This window comes from Kordiimonas gwangyangensis DSM 19435 = JCM 12864, from assembly GCF_000375545.1.
Classification (GTDB): Bacteria; Pseudomonadota; Alphaproteobacteria; order Sphingomonadales; family Kordiimonadaceae; genus Kordiimonas; species Kordiimonas gwangyangensis.
Genome location: NZ_AQXF01000006.1, coordinates 186,622 through 205,416 on the forward strand (window position 1 = coordinate 186,622; position 18,795 = coordinate 205,416).

The window sequence follows — 18,795 nt, forward strand, 5'->3', positions numbered from 1 at the left end:
CCTCAAGACCCCTCAAGCTCGGATGCTGCTTCCGCATCGTTTTCTTCGCGGCAGTCTCCGAAATAGAGAATGCATAAGCCAAGGAACAGCAAAGCGATCCACAAAACTACCCAGAAGATGGAAAATGGAAGCCCCAATACCCAAGGTTCAATCTTGCTAAAATATGCATGACCGGGCCAAATCATTGAAAACAGCATTGCTGTATACAGCAGACCAAAGATTATGCGGTGGAGTTTCACTAAATTCTCCTAAACTGGATACCTCATCAGGCTTTATTTCAAGGCCGTTTTGGTGCGCCTCGGCGACCACCGATCAATCCGATGTGTTTCCACACCAATCTACAACTGCAGCGGCGATAACCTTTGAGCATTCAATCATGGAAGCAATGTCGACATATTCGTCGTAGCCATGCATGCCGTCTCCAGATGGGCCATATACAACCGCCGACATACCTTGCGCGGCGTAGTTCGCACCGTCACTGCATGCCGTAAAACCCTTGACTTCCGGCATGCGTCCCAGACGCTCGGTGCTCCGGACCAATGAACGAACTAGCCCATGATGCGGATCTGTATCAAAAGGCGGAAAATAAACACCTCCCAGCTCCCATTGCACCAGCGGAGGATTTTCTCTGAGAAAATCTATAGTTTGGGCCCAATGGTGAACAAAGTCTTCAAATTCCTTTTTGACCTCTGAATAGTCCTCGTTCGGAAGAAACTTGAAGTGAAAATCCACAATAAAATTATCTGGTATCATTGCGGGGTTTGTCAGGATTGCCGGCCGGCCGGTGGCATCGACCCCTGTCCCTCCGATAGCAACACCTGGGTTCATGGTCGTAATCCCCAGAGGCATCAGGGGATGATACTTACGCATTGCCCATTCCCGCTCCAGCTCTCGCAGTGCAGCAAGGAAACGGGTGCCTAGCTCAATCGCATTCACCCCGGGCTCAGGCCTATCTGGCACATGGTGTTGCGGGTAAATCGAGTTATACCGCCAAGCTGCATGGCTGTTTTTACCGGGAATTGTGACACGCATAAACACTAGGCCACCCTCCGCCGGGTTGATGCTGTGCCAGGTCGGTTCCGTTATGATGCCCGCAGCAGGTACTTTCCGAGTATTTGCCAATGCCCTCGAACCAAATCCACCAGCCTCTTCGTCCACAACAGCATGAATCTCGACTTGCCCGGCAAGCTCAAAACCGCATTCCTTGACCGCCTTGACCGCCATGACGCAGGCAGCCAATCCGCCTTTCATATCAAGTGCGCCTCGACCAAATAGCCTGCCATCGCGAATTTCGCCGCCATAAGGGTCCACAGTCCATTTGTTTATATTACCTTCCGGGACGACATCCACATGCCCACCAAGCAGAAGGCTCCGCTCTTCATTTCCAGACCACACGCCCACGAGGTTCGGCCGGTTCTCAAAGGGCTCAGACTGCTCCGTCAGGAAACCCAATGATTTCAACTCCCCTTCCAGAAAGTCTTGATGCTCTGCTTCTTTGTTGCGCTCAGGTGCAACTTCAAACTTAGGATTTACCGTGGGAATGCGGATCATGTCCTGAAGTAACCCAGTCACATAATCGCTGTTTCGGTCAATGTAGTTATTGAGTTTGGCGTAGTGATCGACCATACCATCCACTTCCTTGTAAACTTCCTCGCACCCCGCACTGCTTCAGTATATTACGGTTGGCGCAACAAACAATTAAGCAGACACAGGGCGCCAACCGCCGCCACGGCAATAAAATGACGCCCTGTGCCCGCACTCACGTTACCAAGGGTCAGGTAACGCTTGCCTCAGTATTCACGACTAGAATGTCTTACTCAGAACAATACCAATCTGCCGTGGCTCCAGCGGGTGAACATATTTGTCGTAAGCTACGGAGGTGGGATCAAAGGAAACGTATGACACGTCATAGGAATCCAGCAGGTTGTCGACGAATAGTGTCGCGCGCCACCCATCGTCATCGAAAACACTGATCTTTGCATCCAGGCGATCATAGCTTTCAACAGGGATTTGCTCACCGAGCCGACCGTTGAAACTATTATTGGTCCCGTTAAAGCCATCTACATATCTGTAGTTCACGAAAAACTCGATAGACCAGTCATCGCCCCCCAAAGGCATCGTGTAGGTCAGGCTGGAATTCATGACCAACTCGGGCGTGTTTTCGAAGTCCGAACCTGCAAAATCAAAACAGACGTCATCATTGGGGTCGTTGATATCCCCGAGGCTGTTACACTGCAGGAACTCTAGCATTTCCGTATCTGCGTAGGTTCCATTGAAATCAAGCGTCAGACCATCCAAGGGCCTCGCAGTGAGTTCCCACTCGAAGCCACGCGACCGGCTGCTGCCCGCGTTCTCGATAATCGTGATTGGGGTCAGACCCGCAGGATCCGGAACGATATTGAGCAACTGTTGTCCGTCGATTGAAATCCAGAAAGCGGCAAGGTTGAATGTCAGGGCACCATCAAATGCTTGGCCCTTAATACCGAGTTCCCAGTTCTCGGAAAGCTCGTCGTCGTAGCTCGCGACAGCATTCTGGCGCGACGGGAAGCGGTTGAAGCCACCAGCCTTCCAGCCTTCAGCATAAGTAAAGTAGGTCTGAAGGTCATCGGACCAGTCGTAGGAAATTGACGCCATGATAGAAACGTTATCGAAGCTATCAGAGTCATCCGGTTGATATGTTGGGATGAGAACAGTGTTTCCGCCTGAGAGGACAGCGAGAATGCGCTCCTTGACGACGTCAATGTTCTCTTTGGAATATCGAGCACCAAAGGTCAGCTCAAGATCAGTTGCAACCATGTAACTTGCCTGCCCAAACGCAGCCCAGCCATCACGAGCATCGACAAAATTCTCCCTAACATAAAGTGGAGGTACGTTATTGGTGCCAGCAGGGGCCAGGCCAATATCAAGCGCGCGTTCCTGGTCTTGCGTCTGGTCGAAATAATAAAGCCCCACTAACCAATCCAAGGAGTCGTGCTCGCCAGACAGGCGAACTTCTTCACTGAAGAATGTTTGGTTCAGCAGTAGAGATTGTGAGGTACCTGCAACCGAAACAGGACCGTTGGTCAGGAAATCGACAGGCGCTTGGGCCGGATCCAAAACTACCGGTGTCTGATCATCCAACCGACCGTTAAGGTCTACCGTTGTATCTGCATCAGTAACCCGATAACCGGTAATTGAGGTAAGATTAAGCGTATCATTCAAGCTCCAATCGATGGTAGCCTGAATGCCGGAATTCGTTTTATGGTCAAGATCGTCGTTGTCAGCGATGACTGTATAGTCCCCGCTACCAAAAGGCACACCACGACCGATCTCATTGTAGTCCTTTTTCGACACATCTCCGACAATAGTTACCTCGAAATCCGACGACGGCACATACCGTAGTACACCGCGGCCAGCAATTTGCTCGGTCGTATTGTAGTCTGCACCGGTGACGCCATTATCGAGGTAGCCATCGGTCTGGTAGTACTCGACACTCAGGCCCGCAAACAATGTTTCTGCCAACGGACCTCGAATGGCGCCACGAGCGCGCAACTCGTTGAAACCACCGTATTGCAAAAGGAGCTTACCGGCAAATTCTTCGTCGGGCTTTTTGGTCACAATATTGATAGCACCAGCCTGTGTGTTGCGTCCAAAAAGGGTACCCTGCGGGCCCCGAAGTACCTCGATCTGCGCGATATCCAGAAACGCCAGATCAAAGCCGATCTGTGGCTGATACATGCCATCGATGAAAACGCCTGTCGATGGCTCCAAACCACCGTTAAAGCCAACACCGCGTAGCGAGATATATTGAAATCCGCTGGTCGGCGAGACGCCGCCACCGAAGTTGAAGTACAGGCCCGGCACCCGGCCCGCAAGGCCAGTGACGTCTGTCACACCAACACGATCAATTTGATCGGCGCCCAATGCGGATATCGACAGAGGCACGTCCTGGATACTTTCCGCACGCTTCCGCGCGGAGACAATAATTTCCTCAAGAACAAAGCTCTCTGTGGTTTCCGCTGCATTTTCCTCCGCCTGCGCATACCCGATGGGCGTAGCGAGAAGGGCGCATAGCGAGGCTGTTGTGACAGGTATTCTATATTTCTTTGCAGATGCCATTGGTATTCCCCTTTGGTGTTTCACTAGAAACGGCAACCGAGGCGCAACTCAGAACCAGACATGCCCTCGGCACCCCCGTGGACTTACTTCACGAAACTGAAATAATTATATACCGGCCAGATGGTAAGTAAATCGAAGGAAGCGCTGAAAGAACTGCTATAAGCACAGATTCTTTGTGGCCTAAGGCTAAATATTTTCTCTTTTTGGATTATAATTTTTATTATAATATCTTTATTAGATAATTTTACTAACATAAACCAAGAATGAATCAGGCGATTGAACTCTTGCTACCCTAGATTTTCTGGGTAGGCGTCTGCGTCTATGAAGGAAAAATTTCAAGAGCTGCAGTCCGCAAAAGCGACTTGCGCTTTGCGAGGACTTCAAGGCAGGCACAACATAACATCAAGCTGACATTATAATGAGAAAACAGGAAAGTGCACCCTATCACCCTGAAGAACAAGAACCTCGACACCATGTTGCGGCCCTAGCTAAGTTTGTTGCGGTCCACCCTTGCATGATTCAGCTGCTACATCCTCCGTGACGGCGGCACTAAATACAGTAGAGCCCTGCTTCAAAGGAACCCATCTCGAGGTCGCCCTCGCAGCCGCTGTGCGGGCACGACATCGCACCTCCGGCGCCCGGCACAGATATCCAGCAGCCAGCCCCAACTCATACCTACAGCATGGCAAGGGGTACTACACTGACCATCAGCGATAGTTCGAACTGTGGGGGAATGTGGCGGATTTATTCGCCTGCGGAATTCAGATCTTTGATGCAGGCACGAAGGAACTCGTATAACCGTGGTGTCGGTTCGGAAAACTCAGCGAGATCTACACAAAGGCCCGCACGTGGAAAATGGCGATCCCGCGAGGACTCGAACCTCGAACCGGCTGATTAGAAGTTTCATGGACCGCATGAGGCAGTCTGGCAGTTTTCTCTATAATATAAATATAAATCAACGTTTTAAATGCAATCATTTGGTAAACTAAGCAGCCATTTGTGACTGCTTTCAGCCACTAACTGTGACACAGCAGTGACACGAGCCTCATACCTTGTGCCTTGTAGCCGCAGTGGGGCCTTGTCGCGACTTCGAGCGCCCCATTATTAATACAGCCCACCGTTTATCAGCGATAACTAAATATCTCTAAATATAAAACTCACCAAAACCGATGATACTAAATGTATCATCAATATAAATAGAAAATTTCATACCGATGATACCAAATAGACCACCTATCTATTTGAAGTATTTAGATATTTTTATCATTTTTTATTTCATTTGCCGAAGTTTATCGATATTTATTCTTTATCGACAGAAAAGTATCCGAGAAATTATTTGGAGGAAAAAATGTCATCACAAAATGAATGGTTGAGAATCGATGAGGTCGCAACGGTCCCGCGCTTCAAAATGTTACCCGCCAGCACCTTGAGGTACCTTCTCCAAAAAGGTGACGCGCCACCGGGCGTAAAGATCGGCGGAAAGTGGTTTTGGAGGCCCGGCGATATTGACACTTGGCTTGAGGGGAGGATGGCAACTTCTGTACAGGACCGGCACCATCAAAGACCGGCAGCTAAAACACCCATGCATCGCGTTGGATGCCCGAGAAAAAAAGAGGTTCGGTAGTGTGCAATTCGAGGATATTCTCATGTGCTTTCAAATTCAGCTGCCATCGGTCAGCAAATCGATCTGGAATGTTCTAGTCGTTCGGGCACATCCACAAACACACATAGCCCGAATATCGTTCGCCACTTTGATGGCTGACACTTCCTCAAGCCTTTCGTCAGTGCAGCGTGGCGTAAAAGAGTTAGAACACAGAGGTCTCTTGACGTGCGAAAGAGCTGCAGGGCGTGCACATCGCTCGTTGTTTGCGATCAATCTTGATGAGGCCAAAAAGGGTATCACACAGACCCAAAAGGAAGTCACTCTGACGCGAAAGGGTATCACACAGACCCAAAAGGGTGTCTCTCACATCCAAAAGGGCGTCTCTCAGACCCGCCACGGCGGAAGAGAGAATATAAATAATAATATAAAAATAAAAAATCGCGCGCGAGCACCCGTCTCCCTCTCCGACTGGCGCACAATGCTTGGCCCGGTTGAATGGAAATCCGCTAGAGACAGGCTGCAAAATTTTTGGAATGAGCACGATCACGGTCCATCGCCATGGCGCAGGATTAATAGCCTAATCCCTCCAGAAATCTACACCGAATACGCCGCCCTTTGGGGGTGGATATTGCCAAAGGAGGACGAAAAATGTCGATCCGATCTGCACTAATTGCGCTCACCCTTGCAGCCTCAGGCGCCCTGTTCGGCCATCTCTTTATCGAGAAGGAGGGAGCGCCTTGGTTTTTCTGGAGCATGGGCGGCCTTCTCGGCGTAGTCGCGACCGACGCAATAGCCGCAATCAAGGGAGGGCAGAAAAAAAGTAATTAAAGATGGCAGATCGAGGTTGCAGCCCCGATCCGCCAGACCAACACAAGCCCCTACCACGGAGATTTATGATGGCCATAGCCACCTTACAGGCGCATGAGCATGCGCCCAAGACTGAAATATCAAACCCTCAAATTTGGACTCCAATTTGGCATCGACGCCCTCTTTACGCTTTCTCTTTTTGCCTGCCCTCGCAGCATTTCAAGCTGAATTCGTTCAATTTTCCTTACGTCCTTGCCTCAAAGTTGGCAGGATATGGAACTGAATATGAGATCGAGCAGGAATTAAGCCGCACAGGTCTTCTCTCTTCGCCCAGCACCCTTCCCGCCTCATTTGTCGCCGGACCGGACCGGTTTCTGGTGGCGAACCCAATTTTTGTCTCTGCCGGACACATCGTCCCTAACCTGCCCGCATCAGAGAGTACCTACACCAAAAAAGAATACGACCTGCAGGGTTTAGTTGCCGACCTTCGCAAATCACTGGTTGCGCTGAACTGCATTAATGGGGGTCGTGATGTTTGAATGCCTGTCTTGCGAACTGTTGAATGAGCTCTACTTAACCAGCACCACTCTAACCGCCAAAATTTTTATGAAGATTGCTCCCGTTGCGGCGCTGATTTTCGGGACATTTTTGACCATTTATTTTCTAGCTCAGCTTTCGCTAGGAATGATGGAAAACACGCTGATGGACCGGCTCAAAAAATTGCCGATTGTCCTATTTTGGTCAGCGGTCGTGATTGTACTCTTCACCGTTCAGCCAAACGCTAAACCGATTATTTTCAGTTGGCTGATTGAACCGGTTGAACAGGGTGCTCTGGCCGTCGGATTGGAACTGCTAGATATTGCAGAAATTCCCGTCAACGCACCCGCAAAGCTCACGACTGTCGAAATTCTTGGTCAAGAGATCGTGAACAGATATGCCCAGCTCGGATACGCTGTCGAAAAGTCCGTCTATTACGTGATGGGGCTAGCTTGGAACCTGATTTCAAACAGTCCGGTAGGGGCGATCTCAGGAGTGCTCTTGCTAATCCCGTTCGGCCTACTATTGATCTACTTTTCCTTTTTGCTCGTGACCGCCTCCTTTTCATTTCTTGCCGCTGGAGCCGCACTCCCCCTCGCCTTGATTGGCATTCCATTCCCCAAGTTTCGCGGGATATGGATGGGGTGTTGGTCACTATTCAGGTTGGGCTTCTTCACGACATTTTTTATATGCCTCGCCATGTCATTTAGCATCACCGCAATCGACGGCCTCTCCCGGAAAATCTCCACGATCCAAGCTTTGACTGAGTATTTTCAGCCTCGGATAAATGAACAAAATGCGCTGATGTTAAAGCACTGCCCAGCGGTGCTTCTAGAGGGCAGTAACCACGCCATAAGGCGCACTGAGAACCCCGATTATGACCCCTCGAAGTGCTCACAAGCGCAAAAGACCTATGCCGACTTGACGGTTGAGTTCGACCAAGCAAGCCCCCTTGCGCCCGGCAACAGCGCATATTTCATCCTACTGATTATGGGCGGGGTCGCGCTCCTCCTCCATTATCAGGCATCGAAATTCGCAGCGAACTTTTCCGGCGCACAAGATGCCGGCGGCGCTGCACTCGCTTTCGCTGCCGGCACAAAGGCGCTCGCAATTGGTGCTATCGCCGCTGCCAACCCCAAAGGACTTGCATCACTTGTCAACCAACCAGCATCGAGCCTGAAAGACGCCTTCCGAGGCAGCGGAGGCGGTGAGACCTTCGGCAGGAAGTCCCCTCTCGATCTCTCAAAAGAATGAGGGTGACAGATGCACAGCGACGAAGAACCAAAACGCCGGGGATATGTTCAGGAACCTGAGAGGAAGATGCGGCTGGTCTCCGGCCGCATTGGCCCGAAAGGCCGCACCTTCCACCTTAAAATAGCTTCCGCAACCAAAGCGGCCCCCACGGGTAAAGGCGCATCTGTCGACTACATTGCACGGATCGGCGACTATTCTCACAAAGACACAGATTTTGAATCCGCAGCCGGGCGCGATCCGGAAGAAATGCGAGAGATATTGGACGCAGTCCACAACACGACAAAGCGAAAGAATGGGCGCATCGCCATCCCCATAACGATGGAGCTACCCAACGATTTGAGCGCTACAGCCCGTCAGCAGATCGCGGCACGGCTTTGCGCATATTTTGAAGGCGAAGGCTACCCAGCAATGGCTGTCGTGCACGGAAATGGCAAAGTGCAGCCACACCTTCACCTCCTTACCACAGGTAGGCCCGTGAGCGCCGTAGCGGCCTCCTCTCCCAATCATGCATGCACACAGCATGGAGATTGGTTGATCGCTAACGAAGGAACGCGTGGAAACGCTCAGCGCAAACGCCTCTTCGCAGACCGCACCCAGGTCAAATTATTCCGTCGCCACGTAGCAGCACGAATTATCAATGAAGTGCTGGAAGAAAACGGCCTCGAAGGAAACTGGCACGGCGGTACTCTCAAGGAAACGGGACTGGACCGCGAGCCCAAGAAGCGAATACGGGAGCGGGACTGGGCAGACGGACGCCGGACCCGAAATGAAGTTGCCGCAAGCCTATATCACGCGAAGCAAGAATGTCGCCGGGAAGCAGCCAAACGAGACCAGGAAGCTCGCGCTCAGGCTAAAAGCGAGAAACTATCTTACCTTCGCATCGCTGCAGCTAACGCGTCCCAATACCGCGTCGAAATGGCCAAAGCCCGAGGTAAAGCGCGAAAACACCTCAAAACTGTAAACGAACTCGCTGAGGCGCTCCAGTCCACTCAAGACAAGCTCTCGGCTGCAACGCAAGCCCTAGATGCAGCAAAGCGCCTTGAGCAGCCCTCCTCGCGCCCTGAGATGACAAGAGAGGCGAGAGAGATGGTGCAAGACCTTTTAATTGCCTCGGGGCGTGATCCTGCTCACTTCGCCGGAGATTTTATGAACGGAGGCAGTCCCGAACTCTGGTCATTTGTACGAGCTTCCCTCAAACTTAAAAAGGCGGAAAAGGATGCAGGCCAGAGTGCGCACTCTCCCGATCGGTCTGCGCAGCCAACAAGCGTTTCTCCACTCAAGGCCCGCGACCTAGCTCAAGCATATGAGGCAATAAACGGAATGGACGCCGATGAGGTAAGGCGCTGCCATCACGCGACCAAAGCCAAGCTGGACATGCTAGGAAATTCTGTCTCTGATCAACTCGAACGGCAGGGACTAAAAATCGGCCTCCAAGCCCTACATTCAAAGCTGCCCGGGCAGGCCAACAAGGCCCCTACAAAAGACCGCAGTGCCGAGCGTTAACTGTGGTCTCAGCTTTGATGATCATGCGGACCTGCAAGCAGGTTTTTTCGCCTATCAAGAAGATCAAGGTAAGGGAGGGGGAGCCCAAATAGTAATATAAATATTGCTAATTGGGCTCCCCCTCAACAAGCCAGTGCTTCTCAATCCATATACGCCCACTGTGGGATCATGCCCTCTAGCCATGCGTAAATATGAGTAGATTCAGCCTCCCCTATTTTCAGTAGTTGAAGCTTATAAATGAACTCTGAAAAAAGCTGCCTACAACGCTCACTACCAAATGAAAACATATTCTTAACCTTATTTGGTTCGAAGTCTCCGTCAGACATCGCTAGATCCAAAAGGCCGAAAAGTGTGAGCAGTATCTGCGCTGTATTTTCTAGCCCACTATGTGCGGCGGTAACTCTCTGTTTTTTGGGAATCAAATACACCAAAAATGGCATCCCATCCGCGTTTAAATATGTAGCCAAAACCTCCGGCACAAAGACACTTTGACAAAGGAACGATTGAGAAAGATTTATCGAGAACTTCGCAGTATCGGAGTGCACTCCTTTAAATGAAACCCCAGCTAAGTTACAGCAAACCATTTCCACATGTTTGAGCTTGCAATACTCAAATTTTGCATACGACAGATTGCAATCCATAAAATGCAATCCCGTGAATTCTGAATATGAAAAGTCCACATCGCCAAATTCCAAGCCTCGAAAGATTGACTCTGCAGACCCCCAAACTTTTCGGTGGATACTTAGCCCTCTGAAAAGGCTCCTACCCCAGTACGGGGCAATCTCATCATTGCCTTCATGCCAAGTCCTTGCTAACCTAAAGACAGCAAAGCCATCTTCAAGTCGCCGATTGAAAAACCGATTTTCTTTCGTATTGTTGTATAGATTGTTGCCAACTAAGAGTGCGAGCCACTTGTCAATATTCCTGGGAGCACGACTAAGGTCAGTCTTCTGGAACACAAGCAAATCGTTTGAAAACAGGCTGGCGGCAATTTGAGCCTCACCAGATAGGACTACAGCCTTCGATTCAACTATGTTGGCGGCTAGGTTGATGATCTTTTCGAGTTCAACTTCACCAATACACCAACGCACAAGAGAATCATCTGGGATCTGAGTTGAGTTTGCAGAGAGAGTAATACCCTTAAACCAACGATAATAAATGTCGTAACAAAATAGCGGGTTATTTTGCCGAGACGCCAAAGAGCACATTAAAGGCAACAATAGCTTCCGCTTTTGCAGAACCTCTGGTGTCGGATTTTCACACACAGTCTCCCTGAGTAGAGCCAAAAGTTCTTTGAGAAACTCTATAGTTTGTGCTGTCGGTACCCCCAAAGACAAACGAGTTTGTACATCAGTAATAGTGCACTTATCATCAAGAGCGTATTTTACAAAGATTTTGAGGTAGTATTCTGCCAATAACATTTCAGCAAACGACTGATGTTGGAAATGTAAATGGCTGTTATTTTCGCCAAAGTACGAATGAGATAGAAATTCTACTTGCACAACACCTTGAGCCTTGTACCGCTCCAAAATCTCAGAGTCAGACTGCCCCTTGTCTTCACCGTCCAATACTCGACATATGTCCGCTTTATTTAGAATGCCTTGCTTGCCTTGCTGACGTTCACGCATCCAAAGCGCAGCAACAACATGAAGTAGATTTCTGAATTCAAATTCCTGTGTTAGATCAATGATGTATTCTTTGTCATCAATGTGCTTGGCTTCCTTCGTGAGCAAATTCAAGAAAGATAGATAAACTCCAATTTTACCAAGTGCAGAAAGATCCACTCCATTAAGTAGCAACTGATAGATCATGTACGCGAAGATCGGCCTTCGCAGCTCTCCAACTGAAAGCCCGTTTTTCTGGTGAAAATGATCATACAGATCGACTGGCGGCTGTATCAGCTGTTCTACTTGCTCTCGCCCGTGATCTGGGAGTTGGCGAAATGCTTCCATTAAGCTTTCTCTCAACCAACTATTAAATTGTGCTTTCGTAAAACCGTGTACAGAAAGAAAGCACTGAATGGAACGCCCCTCATCATTCTTGAATTGATAAGGCTTGTGAGCCCTTAAGAGCTCGTCCAATCCTTCATCAATTGGCCTAGTAGAAACAATCAATCTGTTGGAGCGGCATTTGGATTTATCGAGCGACTGAATGCGACGCACTGAATTCACTACCGCTGAAATATGTTTACTCGTTAGCTCGCCGCTTTCGTCAAGTGAATCTAATAAAAATACAAACCTCTTATTTCTAAAGTAGTCATCCTGAATACATATTCCAAAGTCCGTTTCCAAATAGTCAGCAACTACCCCCAAGGGCGTGTCACTAGAGTAGCTAGAATAATTTCTTAGGTTAAAGTAGATAGGAAAATAGCCGGACCTTTTATCTAAATAGTTATGTGCCAGTTGAGAAGCATACCTTCTGAGGAAAACAGACTTACCTTTTCCGAAGTCAGCCACCAAGAACAGCACTTTATCTAACGTGGTCGCGGTTATGTCTCCAAAGTATTCCTCAATAAGATCAGTCACAAGAACTACATTCTTGTCTTCTTCGATCTGCTCCTCTCGAACTTGCCCGAAGCTAGAAATAGGACGCCAGCTGCCATAAGTATCTTCGTACTTCAAATTCTCATTTTCTTGCAGCCCTATTCTGCCCTCAGACACCGTTCTCGCGAGAAGCTTAATTTCACTTTCTTCAAGTTGGTACCTCTCCACGTCTTGGAGGTGCGAGCCATAACTCCCACCAAAAGTGTTGGCCACTGCAACCTCAATATGACTATTGAAATCCCTTTCAAAGGTATTTGCTAAATCCTGCGAAACTCCAACATCTCGGAGGAGCTTGCGATAAAAATTTAGTACAAAGGTAACAGCTGGATGATACTTTGGAGAAAAAACTAGGATTAGATCGGTAGACTCAAAATTTCCCAAATCATTGAAGAATTTGTTGGTAAGGAAGCGCAGTTTCACCTTTTCGGTGGGGAGCTCTAGCTCTCCCAAGACAGACTGCAACGACAACTCGGCTTGATCTGCTGCTGCTCGCAGATAGGTTTCAAACCCGAAGTTTGCTTTCTTCTTCTTTGCAATCCTCTGGAAATATCTATCTAAACTCGGCCCCAATACCAGTTTAGCAGCCAATGCGACGCCGCCGGTGCTTTGTTCAAGTATCGCCTGCCCGTTCTCGTTAAAATATGTCTTCACCACCGAAACTACGTCGGCCAGAATTTCAGGTAATTCTTTTACACTTTTCTGGTACTTCGTGAGGCCCATTCCCATACTCCTTTAGCGAACCCAATCCGCAACACATGTCACCTCAATAGGTTTATTAAATGCACCCATTGAGATTGCCTCTCAATTCGGAGAAATTCTAGGTAGAATTTTAGCCAATTTTGTCTAGCAGGCTCTGAGGCCGGATATGTGTATACCGTTTAAGCATCTGAAGATCTCTATGACCTGTCACGTGCGCTGCCTCCATCAACCCAAATCCTTTCTCAAATAGGCGACTTGTTGCCTCGTGCCGCAGGTCGTGAAAACGCAGATTTTTTACCCCTTTTTTTGCCAATTGCTTTTGCAGACGCTGCCAGCATTTAATGAAGGCATCTTCTGTGCATTCAATCACCTGGCCTTTCTTAATTTCTGCAGTCGGCAAACCTTGGAGCTGTGACACAGCCTTTGTTGACAAAGGTATGGTGCGATCATCGCCATTTTTCGTGGATCTGAACGTCATCTCACGCTTTTCAAGCTCAACATCTTCCCAAACAACAGACAGCAGCTCACCGCGCCGCGCAGCAGTTTCCAGAGCCAAAACGATCATTGGCTTGATCCAGATATTCTCAACCGTCGCATCGCATTGCTCGAGGATGGTTTTTTCCTCACCTACTTCGAGGCGCCGGTCCCGCGCGTTTCCCATAGAGGAGGGCCAGTTCACATCCTCAACTGGGTTATTAATCCTGCCAATTGACCATTCTCTACGTGCCAGATTGAACACATTAGAAATGTGGCTGATTTCGTTCCGAATTGTACTGGCAGAGCGCCCTTCAGCTAGCCTCTCGTCGCGCCACTGCGCCAGATCGGCTGCAGTCAGGTGTGCCAGCGATACAGACGCAAGGCGGTGCCTCTTCCATTTGGACACCATACGCATGGATTGCGCACTTAGCGGCTTGCCACTGCGCTCACGAGTTTCAACGTATCGATCAAGTGCATCGGCAAGGCTTAAGCCTTGCGCAACCTTCAGGTCTTTATATTCCCCAAGGTCCATGCTACGTTCCTGACCACGAGACCACTGCTCGGCGTCACGCTTACTGTCAAAAGTTCTGGAGATTGGTGCATGGCCCTTGCGCCTGATTTGCACCTGCCACGACTTTGAGCCGTCCCGATTTTTCCGCTGTCGAATAGTCGCCATGCATTTCACTCCCGCCACTTCTCTGTGACGTCAGTGTGACAAACTACGAATGTAACAGCAAGGAAATGCTTGAAAAAGTGGCGATCCCGCGAGGACTCGAACCCCGAACCTGCTGATTAGAAGTCAGCTGCTCTATCCAGTTGAGCTACGGGACCGCATTTTTCAAACCCGGGAGAACCGGATTATTTGAAATTGTCAGAATAGGCCTGCAGGTGGCGCTTCTTCTTCTGGGCAGGCAGAACCTCGAACGGCAGGCTGTTGCGCTGCGCGTAGGCTTCTGCCTCCTCACGCGTGGCAAACTTCATGCGAATTTGACCGCGCATGTCGTGCGAGCCCGTCCAGCCCATCAGCGGGTCAATGACCTTCGCTGTTTCAGGTTCGAACTCAAGCACCCACTGGTGCGTATTTGCCGTACCCGACTGCATGGCGTTTTTTGCGGGTTGATAAATGCGCGCTTTCACGGGCTTCTATCCTTCCAAGCGGGGCCATGCGGGAATAGGTTCCGGATGGCCAGTTAAATTGCTGCATTTCCTGCGGGACAGGCCCGCTGATTGGGAAGCGCACCCTATCTCAAACAGCCCTGAAAATAAACAGGGAAAACACACTACAGACCGTCAAAACGGCACAAACAAAAGCGGCCCGACCATATTGGCCGGGCCGTCTTCGATACCGCCTAAGCGGTAAAAGTGGTCGGGGAGACTAGATTCGAACTAGCGACCCCCTGTACCCAAAACAGGTGCGCTACCAGACTGCGCCACTCCCCGACGCCCGCGCTTTCTAATGTCCGGCTTTTACGAATGCAAGCAGAAAATTCACCTGTTCGCAAGAGAGCCGACAGCGCCTCAACTTTGCAGGCGCCTGCGGTACCGCCCGACATTGGTGGGGGTGGAGCCATCAGGCAGGTAAACCACCTGAATTAACTCCATAAATTGCCCGTCGGCATGCAGCAAGTATTTGGCAGTCATCAATTCCCGCCCCTTGAGAGAGGCAGAAACTTTCAGCTCAGAATCGGATGGCAGCGAAATTGTGATGGCGTCGGCTAGCGGCCCACCAGCAAAAGGCCGCGCCTTGCCATCGGGAATTCCCGCGAAGCTATAGGTGTGGGTATTGCCTTCCCGATCAGCCCACGACATCTGGAGTGTAAGACCACCCGGCCCATCCGAGATTATCTGGTGCCCCGACACCGGTGGTTCGCTCTGCTGATAGGCGCAACTGTCGGCTTCAAGTTCCCATATGCCGAGGAAATCGGCATAAATTTTTGTGTGATCCATGACAGCTACCGGCTTGAGGAGTTTCAGGGACGCAGGCGAATGACCTTGAAAAGCCCGCTTGCGCTTGCAATCGTTCTGCCCTCTACCATCATCATACCCTTGACCGCAACCATCCCCTCGCCCGCATCCTCCGCTGTTGCTGTGCCCGAGAGCCACTCCCCTTCGTAGGCGGGGCCGATAAAATCGGTTGTCATGCGGACCGTCACGAAAGGGGGGTCGGCGATATCAAATACCGCCGTTGCCAAGAGGATGTCCGCGAAGGTCATGATCATGCCGCCGTGGCACGCGCCGCCAGCGTTGATATGCCGTTCCGCGATACGGAAACCGCGTTCCTTGCCCCCGTCTGTAACACGTTCGAAGATCGGACCGTTTTCCCAGCCGAAGGGACTGTTGGACAGAATAGGGAGGTATCCCGCTGGCGGGTTTGCCTTCGCAATCATTTCCGGCGTGGCAGTGCGTGGTTCGCGGCGCGGCAAACTAATTAGCCTTCCAGGCGTCAATTAGTGGATGCTGGACGCTGTCCCCTGCCTTGATACCAAGTTCGGCAGCGCGGCCGCCTGCGATCTCAAGAACGGCAATGGCGCTGCCAATACTTTGGCGCGGCGTATCGGTACGCGGCCGTGCTTCACGCACGATATTGAGGATCTTGCCGTCGGAGCGGATGAAAATAATATCGAGCGGGATATAGGTATTCCGCATCCAGAACGAGCGCGGCGCACTGTCCTCAAACATGAACAGCATGCCGTGATCGGGGGCCAGTTCCCGCCGATACATAAGGCCCATCGCACGCTCTTCATCGGTGAGAGCAAGCTCTACCTTGAAGGCATGCTCACCTTCGCTGCTGGTCACGATAACAGGATTGGCATCAAACGCTTTTTCTTCGGCACACGCAGGTGCCGCAAAAAGAAAAAGCACGGCCATGAAAATCATCCGTGCTTTAACCATCATTTCAATTCTCCGCATTCAGGCAGGAGGAAGCCGTAAGGCTCGGCAACAAGAGAGTTAGGCGTCGCCGGGCAGCGCGATCTGGGCCACAAGCGGACCACGCTCACCAGTACCGATACGCACGCGCACTTCCTGTGCCGGCTCAAGGTCTGTAAGGCCAGCGCGGCGGAGGGTTTCAATATGAACGAAGATATCCTGTGTGCCTTCTCCCCGCGAGACAAAGCCGTAGCCTTTGGTACGGTTGAACCACTTGACGATCACATCCTCAAATTCAGGCGATACGTCGATTTCCATACCAGGATGAGAGAAGGAAGAACGACCGATATCCTCAGGCGCTACAGCAGTTGATAGATCAAGCGACTGCACGCTGATGGCCTGACGGCCCTTGTCCCGGATTACAGCTTCACAGATTACGGTTGTGCCTTCAGGAACAGACCGTCGTCCAACATTCCTAAGCACGGAGAAGTGCAAAAGCACATCGCCATCGTCGTCTTCAGGAACGATAAAGCCATATCCTTTGACTGCATCAAACCATTTGACCCGGCCCGTTACCTGCTGGCCAATTTCATCGGGCCGTTCCTCAGAACAGATCGTACTACGGCCGTCCATACTATTCCCCCCTATAGGAATTGCGCGTACAAGCACCAACTCAAAAGTAAATTTTTGGTTATGCTAGTCATAAAAAGAAGCGCCCGCAACTGTTTTGTCGCGGGCGCCCCGGGTCAACCTATTGTTTGGTTAACGATTTTCAGTGCTCGCCAGCGTCGCGCGCTTGGCCAACTTTCTCGTGGTGATGCTCGATAAGGTGCATTTCGTACAACTTATCCGTCATCGGCTCGAGCAGGTAAGCCACACCGAGATAGCCAACAATCGACATAACAATGGTATATGGCAGCGCCATTTTCACCATGGTCATGTAGGAAAGCCGGATCAGGGGTGCGAGTGCACTTGTCAGCAGGAACAGGAATGCAGCTTGGCCGTTAGGTGTTGCCACACTCGGGATATTCGTACCCGTGTTAATCGCAACAGCCATCAGGTCAAACGCGTCACGGCTGATGACATCGTTCTGCAATGCATTGGCGGTTTCGGTCACATAGACGGTTGCCACAAACACGTTGTCCGAGATCGCGGACAGTACACCGTTCGCGATATACAGCGCCGTGATCTGACCATGGCCATCAAGGCCAAGAACAAAGTCGGTAACCGGCTTGAAGAGGTTATTGTCGCTGATCACGCCCACGATGGCGAAGAAGACCACGAGGAGCGAAGTGAACGGCAGCGCTTCTTCAAACGCGTGGCCGATCTGGTGCTCTTCCGTCACGCCCGTGAAAGCGGTTGCGATCACGATAACCGACAGACCGATGAGACCAACTTCTGCAAGGTGGAACAGCAGGCCAATGATCAGCCATACTGCAACGATACCCTGCACAACGAGCGCAGCTTTGTCACGCGAGGTGCGGCGTTCGCCTTGGTAGGCGTCATAGTCCTGCAGGATAGTCAGCACCTTCGGCGGGATCTTGGTGCCGTAGCCCATAATGCCCGTGATCTCAAGCAGCGCACAAGTCGCAAGACCTGCGAAGAAGACCGGCATGGTAACTGGCAGCATGCGGAAGAAGAATTCTACGAATTCCCAGTTTGCACGCGCGCCGATCATGAGGTTCTGAGGCTCCCCAACGAGCGTCATCACACCACCCAGTGCCGTACCAACAGCAGCGTGCATCATCAGGCTACGCAGGAATGCACGGAAACCTTCGAGGTCCTGCTCATTCAGCTTGTCGAGTTCACCATCGTGCATGTGGTCATGCTCATGGTGGAAATCCTTGCCCGAAGCCACTTTGTGGTAAATCGAGTAGAAGCCGACAGAGATCGCGATCACTACCGCTGTTACCGTCAGTGCATCAAGGAATGCCGACAGGAATGCCGCCATAAAGCAAAACAGCATCGAAAGCAGGACTTTGTTACGTACTTTCACAAGGATTTTCGTGAAAACGAACAGCAGCATGCTCTTCATGAAGTAGATGCCTGCTACCATGAAGACCAGCAGCATGATGACCGGCAGGCCCATCTGGATTTCGTGCCAAACCATTTCAGGTGAGGTCATGCCGATCGCGACAGCCTCAAGCGCCAGAAGGCCACCCGGCTGCAGCGGGTAACATTTCAGCGCCATAGCAAGCGTGAAGATGAACTCAAGCACCAGCGCCCATCCTGCAACGTAGGTATCTACGGCAAAAAACAGGATCGGGTTGATGATCAGAAATGCAAGAATGGTAAGCTTGTACCACTCTGCGGAATTACCCAGGAAATTCCTCCCGGCCGGATTCGCAAAAAGCGACGCCATAATATATCCCTCTTGACTGTTGCGCCCCATTGTCAGGCAGTACT

At 50.7% G+C, this 18,795-nt stretch carries 15 protein-coding genes and 2 tRNA genes; 4 read left to right on the top strand and 13 right to left on the bottom strand.

What is annotated here, in order from left to right; genetic code table 11:
• Positions 1–2: 2 nt before the first annotated feature.
• The 3 genes from B150_RS0117065 to B150_RS0117075 all read right to left on the bottom strand — a co-directional run bounded on the left by B150_RS0117065 (position 3) and on the right by B150_RS0117075 (position 4,098).
• On the bottom strand, positions 3–239 hold the full coding sequence (locus B150_RS0117065) for a hypothetical protein (protein ID WP_020401163.1): 237 nt from the start codon (positions 237–239) through the stop codon (positions 3–5).
• A gap of 73 nt (positions 240–312) precedes the next feature.
• On the bottom strand, positions 313–1,626 hold the full coding sequence (locus B150_RS0117070; RefSeq protein WP_020401164.1) for a M20 family metallopeptidase: 1,314 nt from the start codon (positions 1,624–1,626) through the stop codon (positions 313–315).
• Between the two features lie 177 nt (positions 1,627–1,803).
• Complete coding sequence (locus B150_RS0117075; RefSeq protein WP_020401165.1) at positions 1,804–4,098, bottom strand: TonB-dependent receptor; 2,295 nt, start codon at positions 4,096–4,098, stop codon at positions 1,804–1,806.
• Positions 4,099–6,349: 2,251 nt separating this feature from the next.
• On the opposite strand from B150_RS0117075, the gene B150_RS0117085 reads away from it, so the two are divergent.
• The 4 genes from B150_RS0117085 (at position 6,350) to B150_RS0117100 (ending at position 9,802) form a co-directional block, all read left to right on the top strand.
• Entirely contained in the window at positions 6,350–6,529 is a 180-nt protein-coding gene (locus B150_RS0117085) for a hypothetical protein (RefSeq protein ID WP_020401167.1), read from the top strand.
• A 65-nt stretch (positions 6,530–6,594) separates the two neighbouring features.
• Complete coding sequence (locus B150_RS0117090; protein WP_155860120.1) at positions 6,595–7,047, top strand: hypothetical protein; 453 nt, start codon at positions 6,595–6,597, stop codon at positions 7,045–7,047.
• Positions 7,040–8,299, top strand: coding sequence for a hypothetical protein (locus tag B150_RS0117095; protein ID WP_020401169.1), 1,260 nt, complete (start codon positions 7,040–7,042; stop codon positions 8,297–8,299). Before B150_RS0117090 ends, B150_RS0117095 begins: the two co-directional genes overlap by 8 nt.
• A gap of 9 nt (positions 8,300–8,308) precedes the next feature.
• The gene (locus tag B150_RS0117100) at positions 8,309–9,802 is read left to right on the top strand and encodes a MobA/MobL family protein (RefSeq protein ID WP_020401170.1); all 1,494 of its coding nucleotides are present in this window, start codon (positions 8,309–8,311) and stop codon (positions 9,800–9,802) included.
• 140 nt (positions 9,803–9,942) lie between these two features.
• Here the strand turns inward: B150_RS0117100 and B150_RS0117105 are convergent, their stop codons facing one another.
• The 10 genes from B150_RS0117105 to nhaB form a co-directional block, all read right to left on the bottom strand.
• A complete protein-coding gene (locus tag B150_RS0117105; protein WP_020401171.1) occupies positions 9,943–13,065 on the bottom strand; it encodes an NACHT domain-containing protein in 3,123 nt (1,040 codons plus the stop codon).
• Between the two features lie 109 nt (positions 13,066–13,174).
• Positions 13,175–14,197: a tyrosine-type recombinase/integrase gene (locus B150_RS0117110; protein WP_020401172.1), complete on the bottom strand. Its 1,023-nt coding sequence runs from the start codon at positions 14,195–14,197 to the stop codon at positions 13,175–13,177.
• Between the two features lie 78 nt (positions 14,198–14,275).
• Positions 14,276–14,352 (bottom strand) — tRNA-Arg (locus tag B150_RS0117115).
• A 27-nt stretch (positions 14,353–14,379) separates the two neighbouring features.
• On the bottom strand, positions 14,380–14,658 hold the full coding sequence (locus B150_RS0117120; RefSeq protein ID WP_020401173.1) for an ETC complex I subunit: 279 nt from the start codon (positions 14,656–14,658) through the stop codon (positions 14,380–14,382).
• A gap of 226 nt (positions 14,659–14,884) precedes the next feature.
• A tRNA-Pro gene (locus B150_RS0117125) sits at positions 14,885–14,961 on the bottom strand.
• A gap of 78 nt (positions 14,962–15,039) precedes the next feature.
• Positions 15,040–15,468, bottom strand: coding sequence for a hypothetical protein (locus tag B150_RS0117130; RefSeq protein WP_020401174.1), 429 nt, complete (start codon positions 15,466–15,468; stop codon positions 15,040–15,042).
• 23 nt (positions 15,469–15,491) lie between these two features.
• Positions 15,492–15,944 carry a PaaI family thioesterase gene (locus B150_RS22710; RefSeq protein ID WP_020401175.1) on the bottom strand — a complete coding sequence of 151 codons (453 nt, stop codon included), beginning with the start codon at positions 15,942–15,944 and terminating at the stop codon, positions 15,492–15,494.
• A 1-nt stretch (position 15,945) separates the two neighbouring features.
• Positions 15,946–16,416 (bottom strand): DUF192 domain-containing protein, encoded by a 471-nt coding sequence (locus B150_RS0117140; protein ID WP_020401176.1) that lies wholly within the window; start codon positions 16,414–16,416, stop codon positions 15,946–15,948.
• 54 nt (positions 16,417–16,470) lie between these two features.
• Positions 16,471–17,022, bottom strand: a complete 552-nt coding sequence (locus B150_RS0117145) for a cold-shock protein (protein ID WP_020401177.1) — start codon at positions 17,020–17,022, stop codon at positions 16,471–16,473.
• A gap of 139 nt (positions 17,023–17,161) precedes the next feature.
• Positions 17,162–18,751: a sodium/proton antiporter NhaB gene (nhaB, locus tag B150_RS0117150; RefSeq protein ID WP_020401178.1), complete on the bottom strand. Its 1,590-nt coding sequence runs from the start codon at positions 18,749–18,751 to the stop codon at positions 17,162–17,164.
• Positions 18,752–18,795: the final 44 nt, after the last annotated feature.

Excerpts from the sequence above, each read along its gene's own strand:
- B150_RS0117070 (WP_020401164.1), bottom strand. The coding sequence starts at position 1,626 with ATGGTCGATCACTACGCCAAACTCAATAACTACATTGACCGAAACAGC.
- B150_RS0117075 (WP_020401165.1), bottom strand. The coding sequence starts at position 4,098 with ATGGCATCTGCAAAGAAATATAGAATACCTGTCACAACAGCCTCGCTA.
- B150_RS0117085 (WP_020401167.1), top strand. The coding sequence starts at position 6,350 with ATGTCGATCCGATCTGCACTAATTGCGCTCACCCTTGCAGCCTCAGGC.
- B150_RS0117090 (WP_155860120.1), top strand. The coding sequence starts at position 6,595 with ATGATGGCCATAGCCACCTTACAGGCGCATGAGCATGCGCCCAAGACT.
- B150_RS0117095 (WP_020401169.1), top strand. The coding sequence starts at position 7,040 with ATGTTTGAATGCCTGTCTTGCGAACTGTTGAATGAGCTCTACTTAACC.
- B150_RS0117100 (WP_020401170.1), top strand. The coding sequence starts at position 8,309 with ATGCACAGCGACGAAGAACCAAAACGCCGGGGATATGTTCAGGAACCT.
- B150_RS0117105 (WP_020401171.1), bottom strand. The coding sequence starts at position 13,065 with ATGGGCCTCACGAAGTACCAGAAAAGTGTAAAAGAATTACCTGAAATT.
- B150_RS0117110 (WP_020401172.1), bottom strand. The coding sequence starts at position 14,197 with ATGGCGACTATTCGACAGCGGAAAAATCGGGACGGCTCAAAGTCGTGG.
- B150_RS0117130 (WP_020401174.1), bottom strand. The coding sequence starts at position 15,468 with ATGGATCACACAAAAATTTATGCCGATTTCCTCGGCATATGGGAACTT.
- B150_RS0117140 (WP_020401176.1), bottom strand. The coding sequence starts at position 16,416 with ATGATGGTTAAAGCACGGATGATTTTCATGGCCGTGCTTTTTCTTTTT.
- B150_RS0117145 (WP_020401177.1), bottom strand. The coding sequence starts at position 17,022 with ATGGACGGCCGTAGTACGATCTGTTCTGAGGAACGGCCCGATGAAATT.
- nhaB (WP_020401178.1), bottom strand. The coding sequence starts at position 18,751 with ATGGCGTCGCTTTTTGCGAATCCGGCCGGGAGGAATTTCCTGGGTAAT.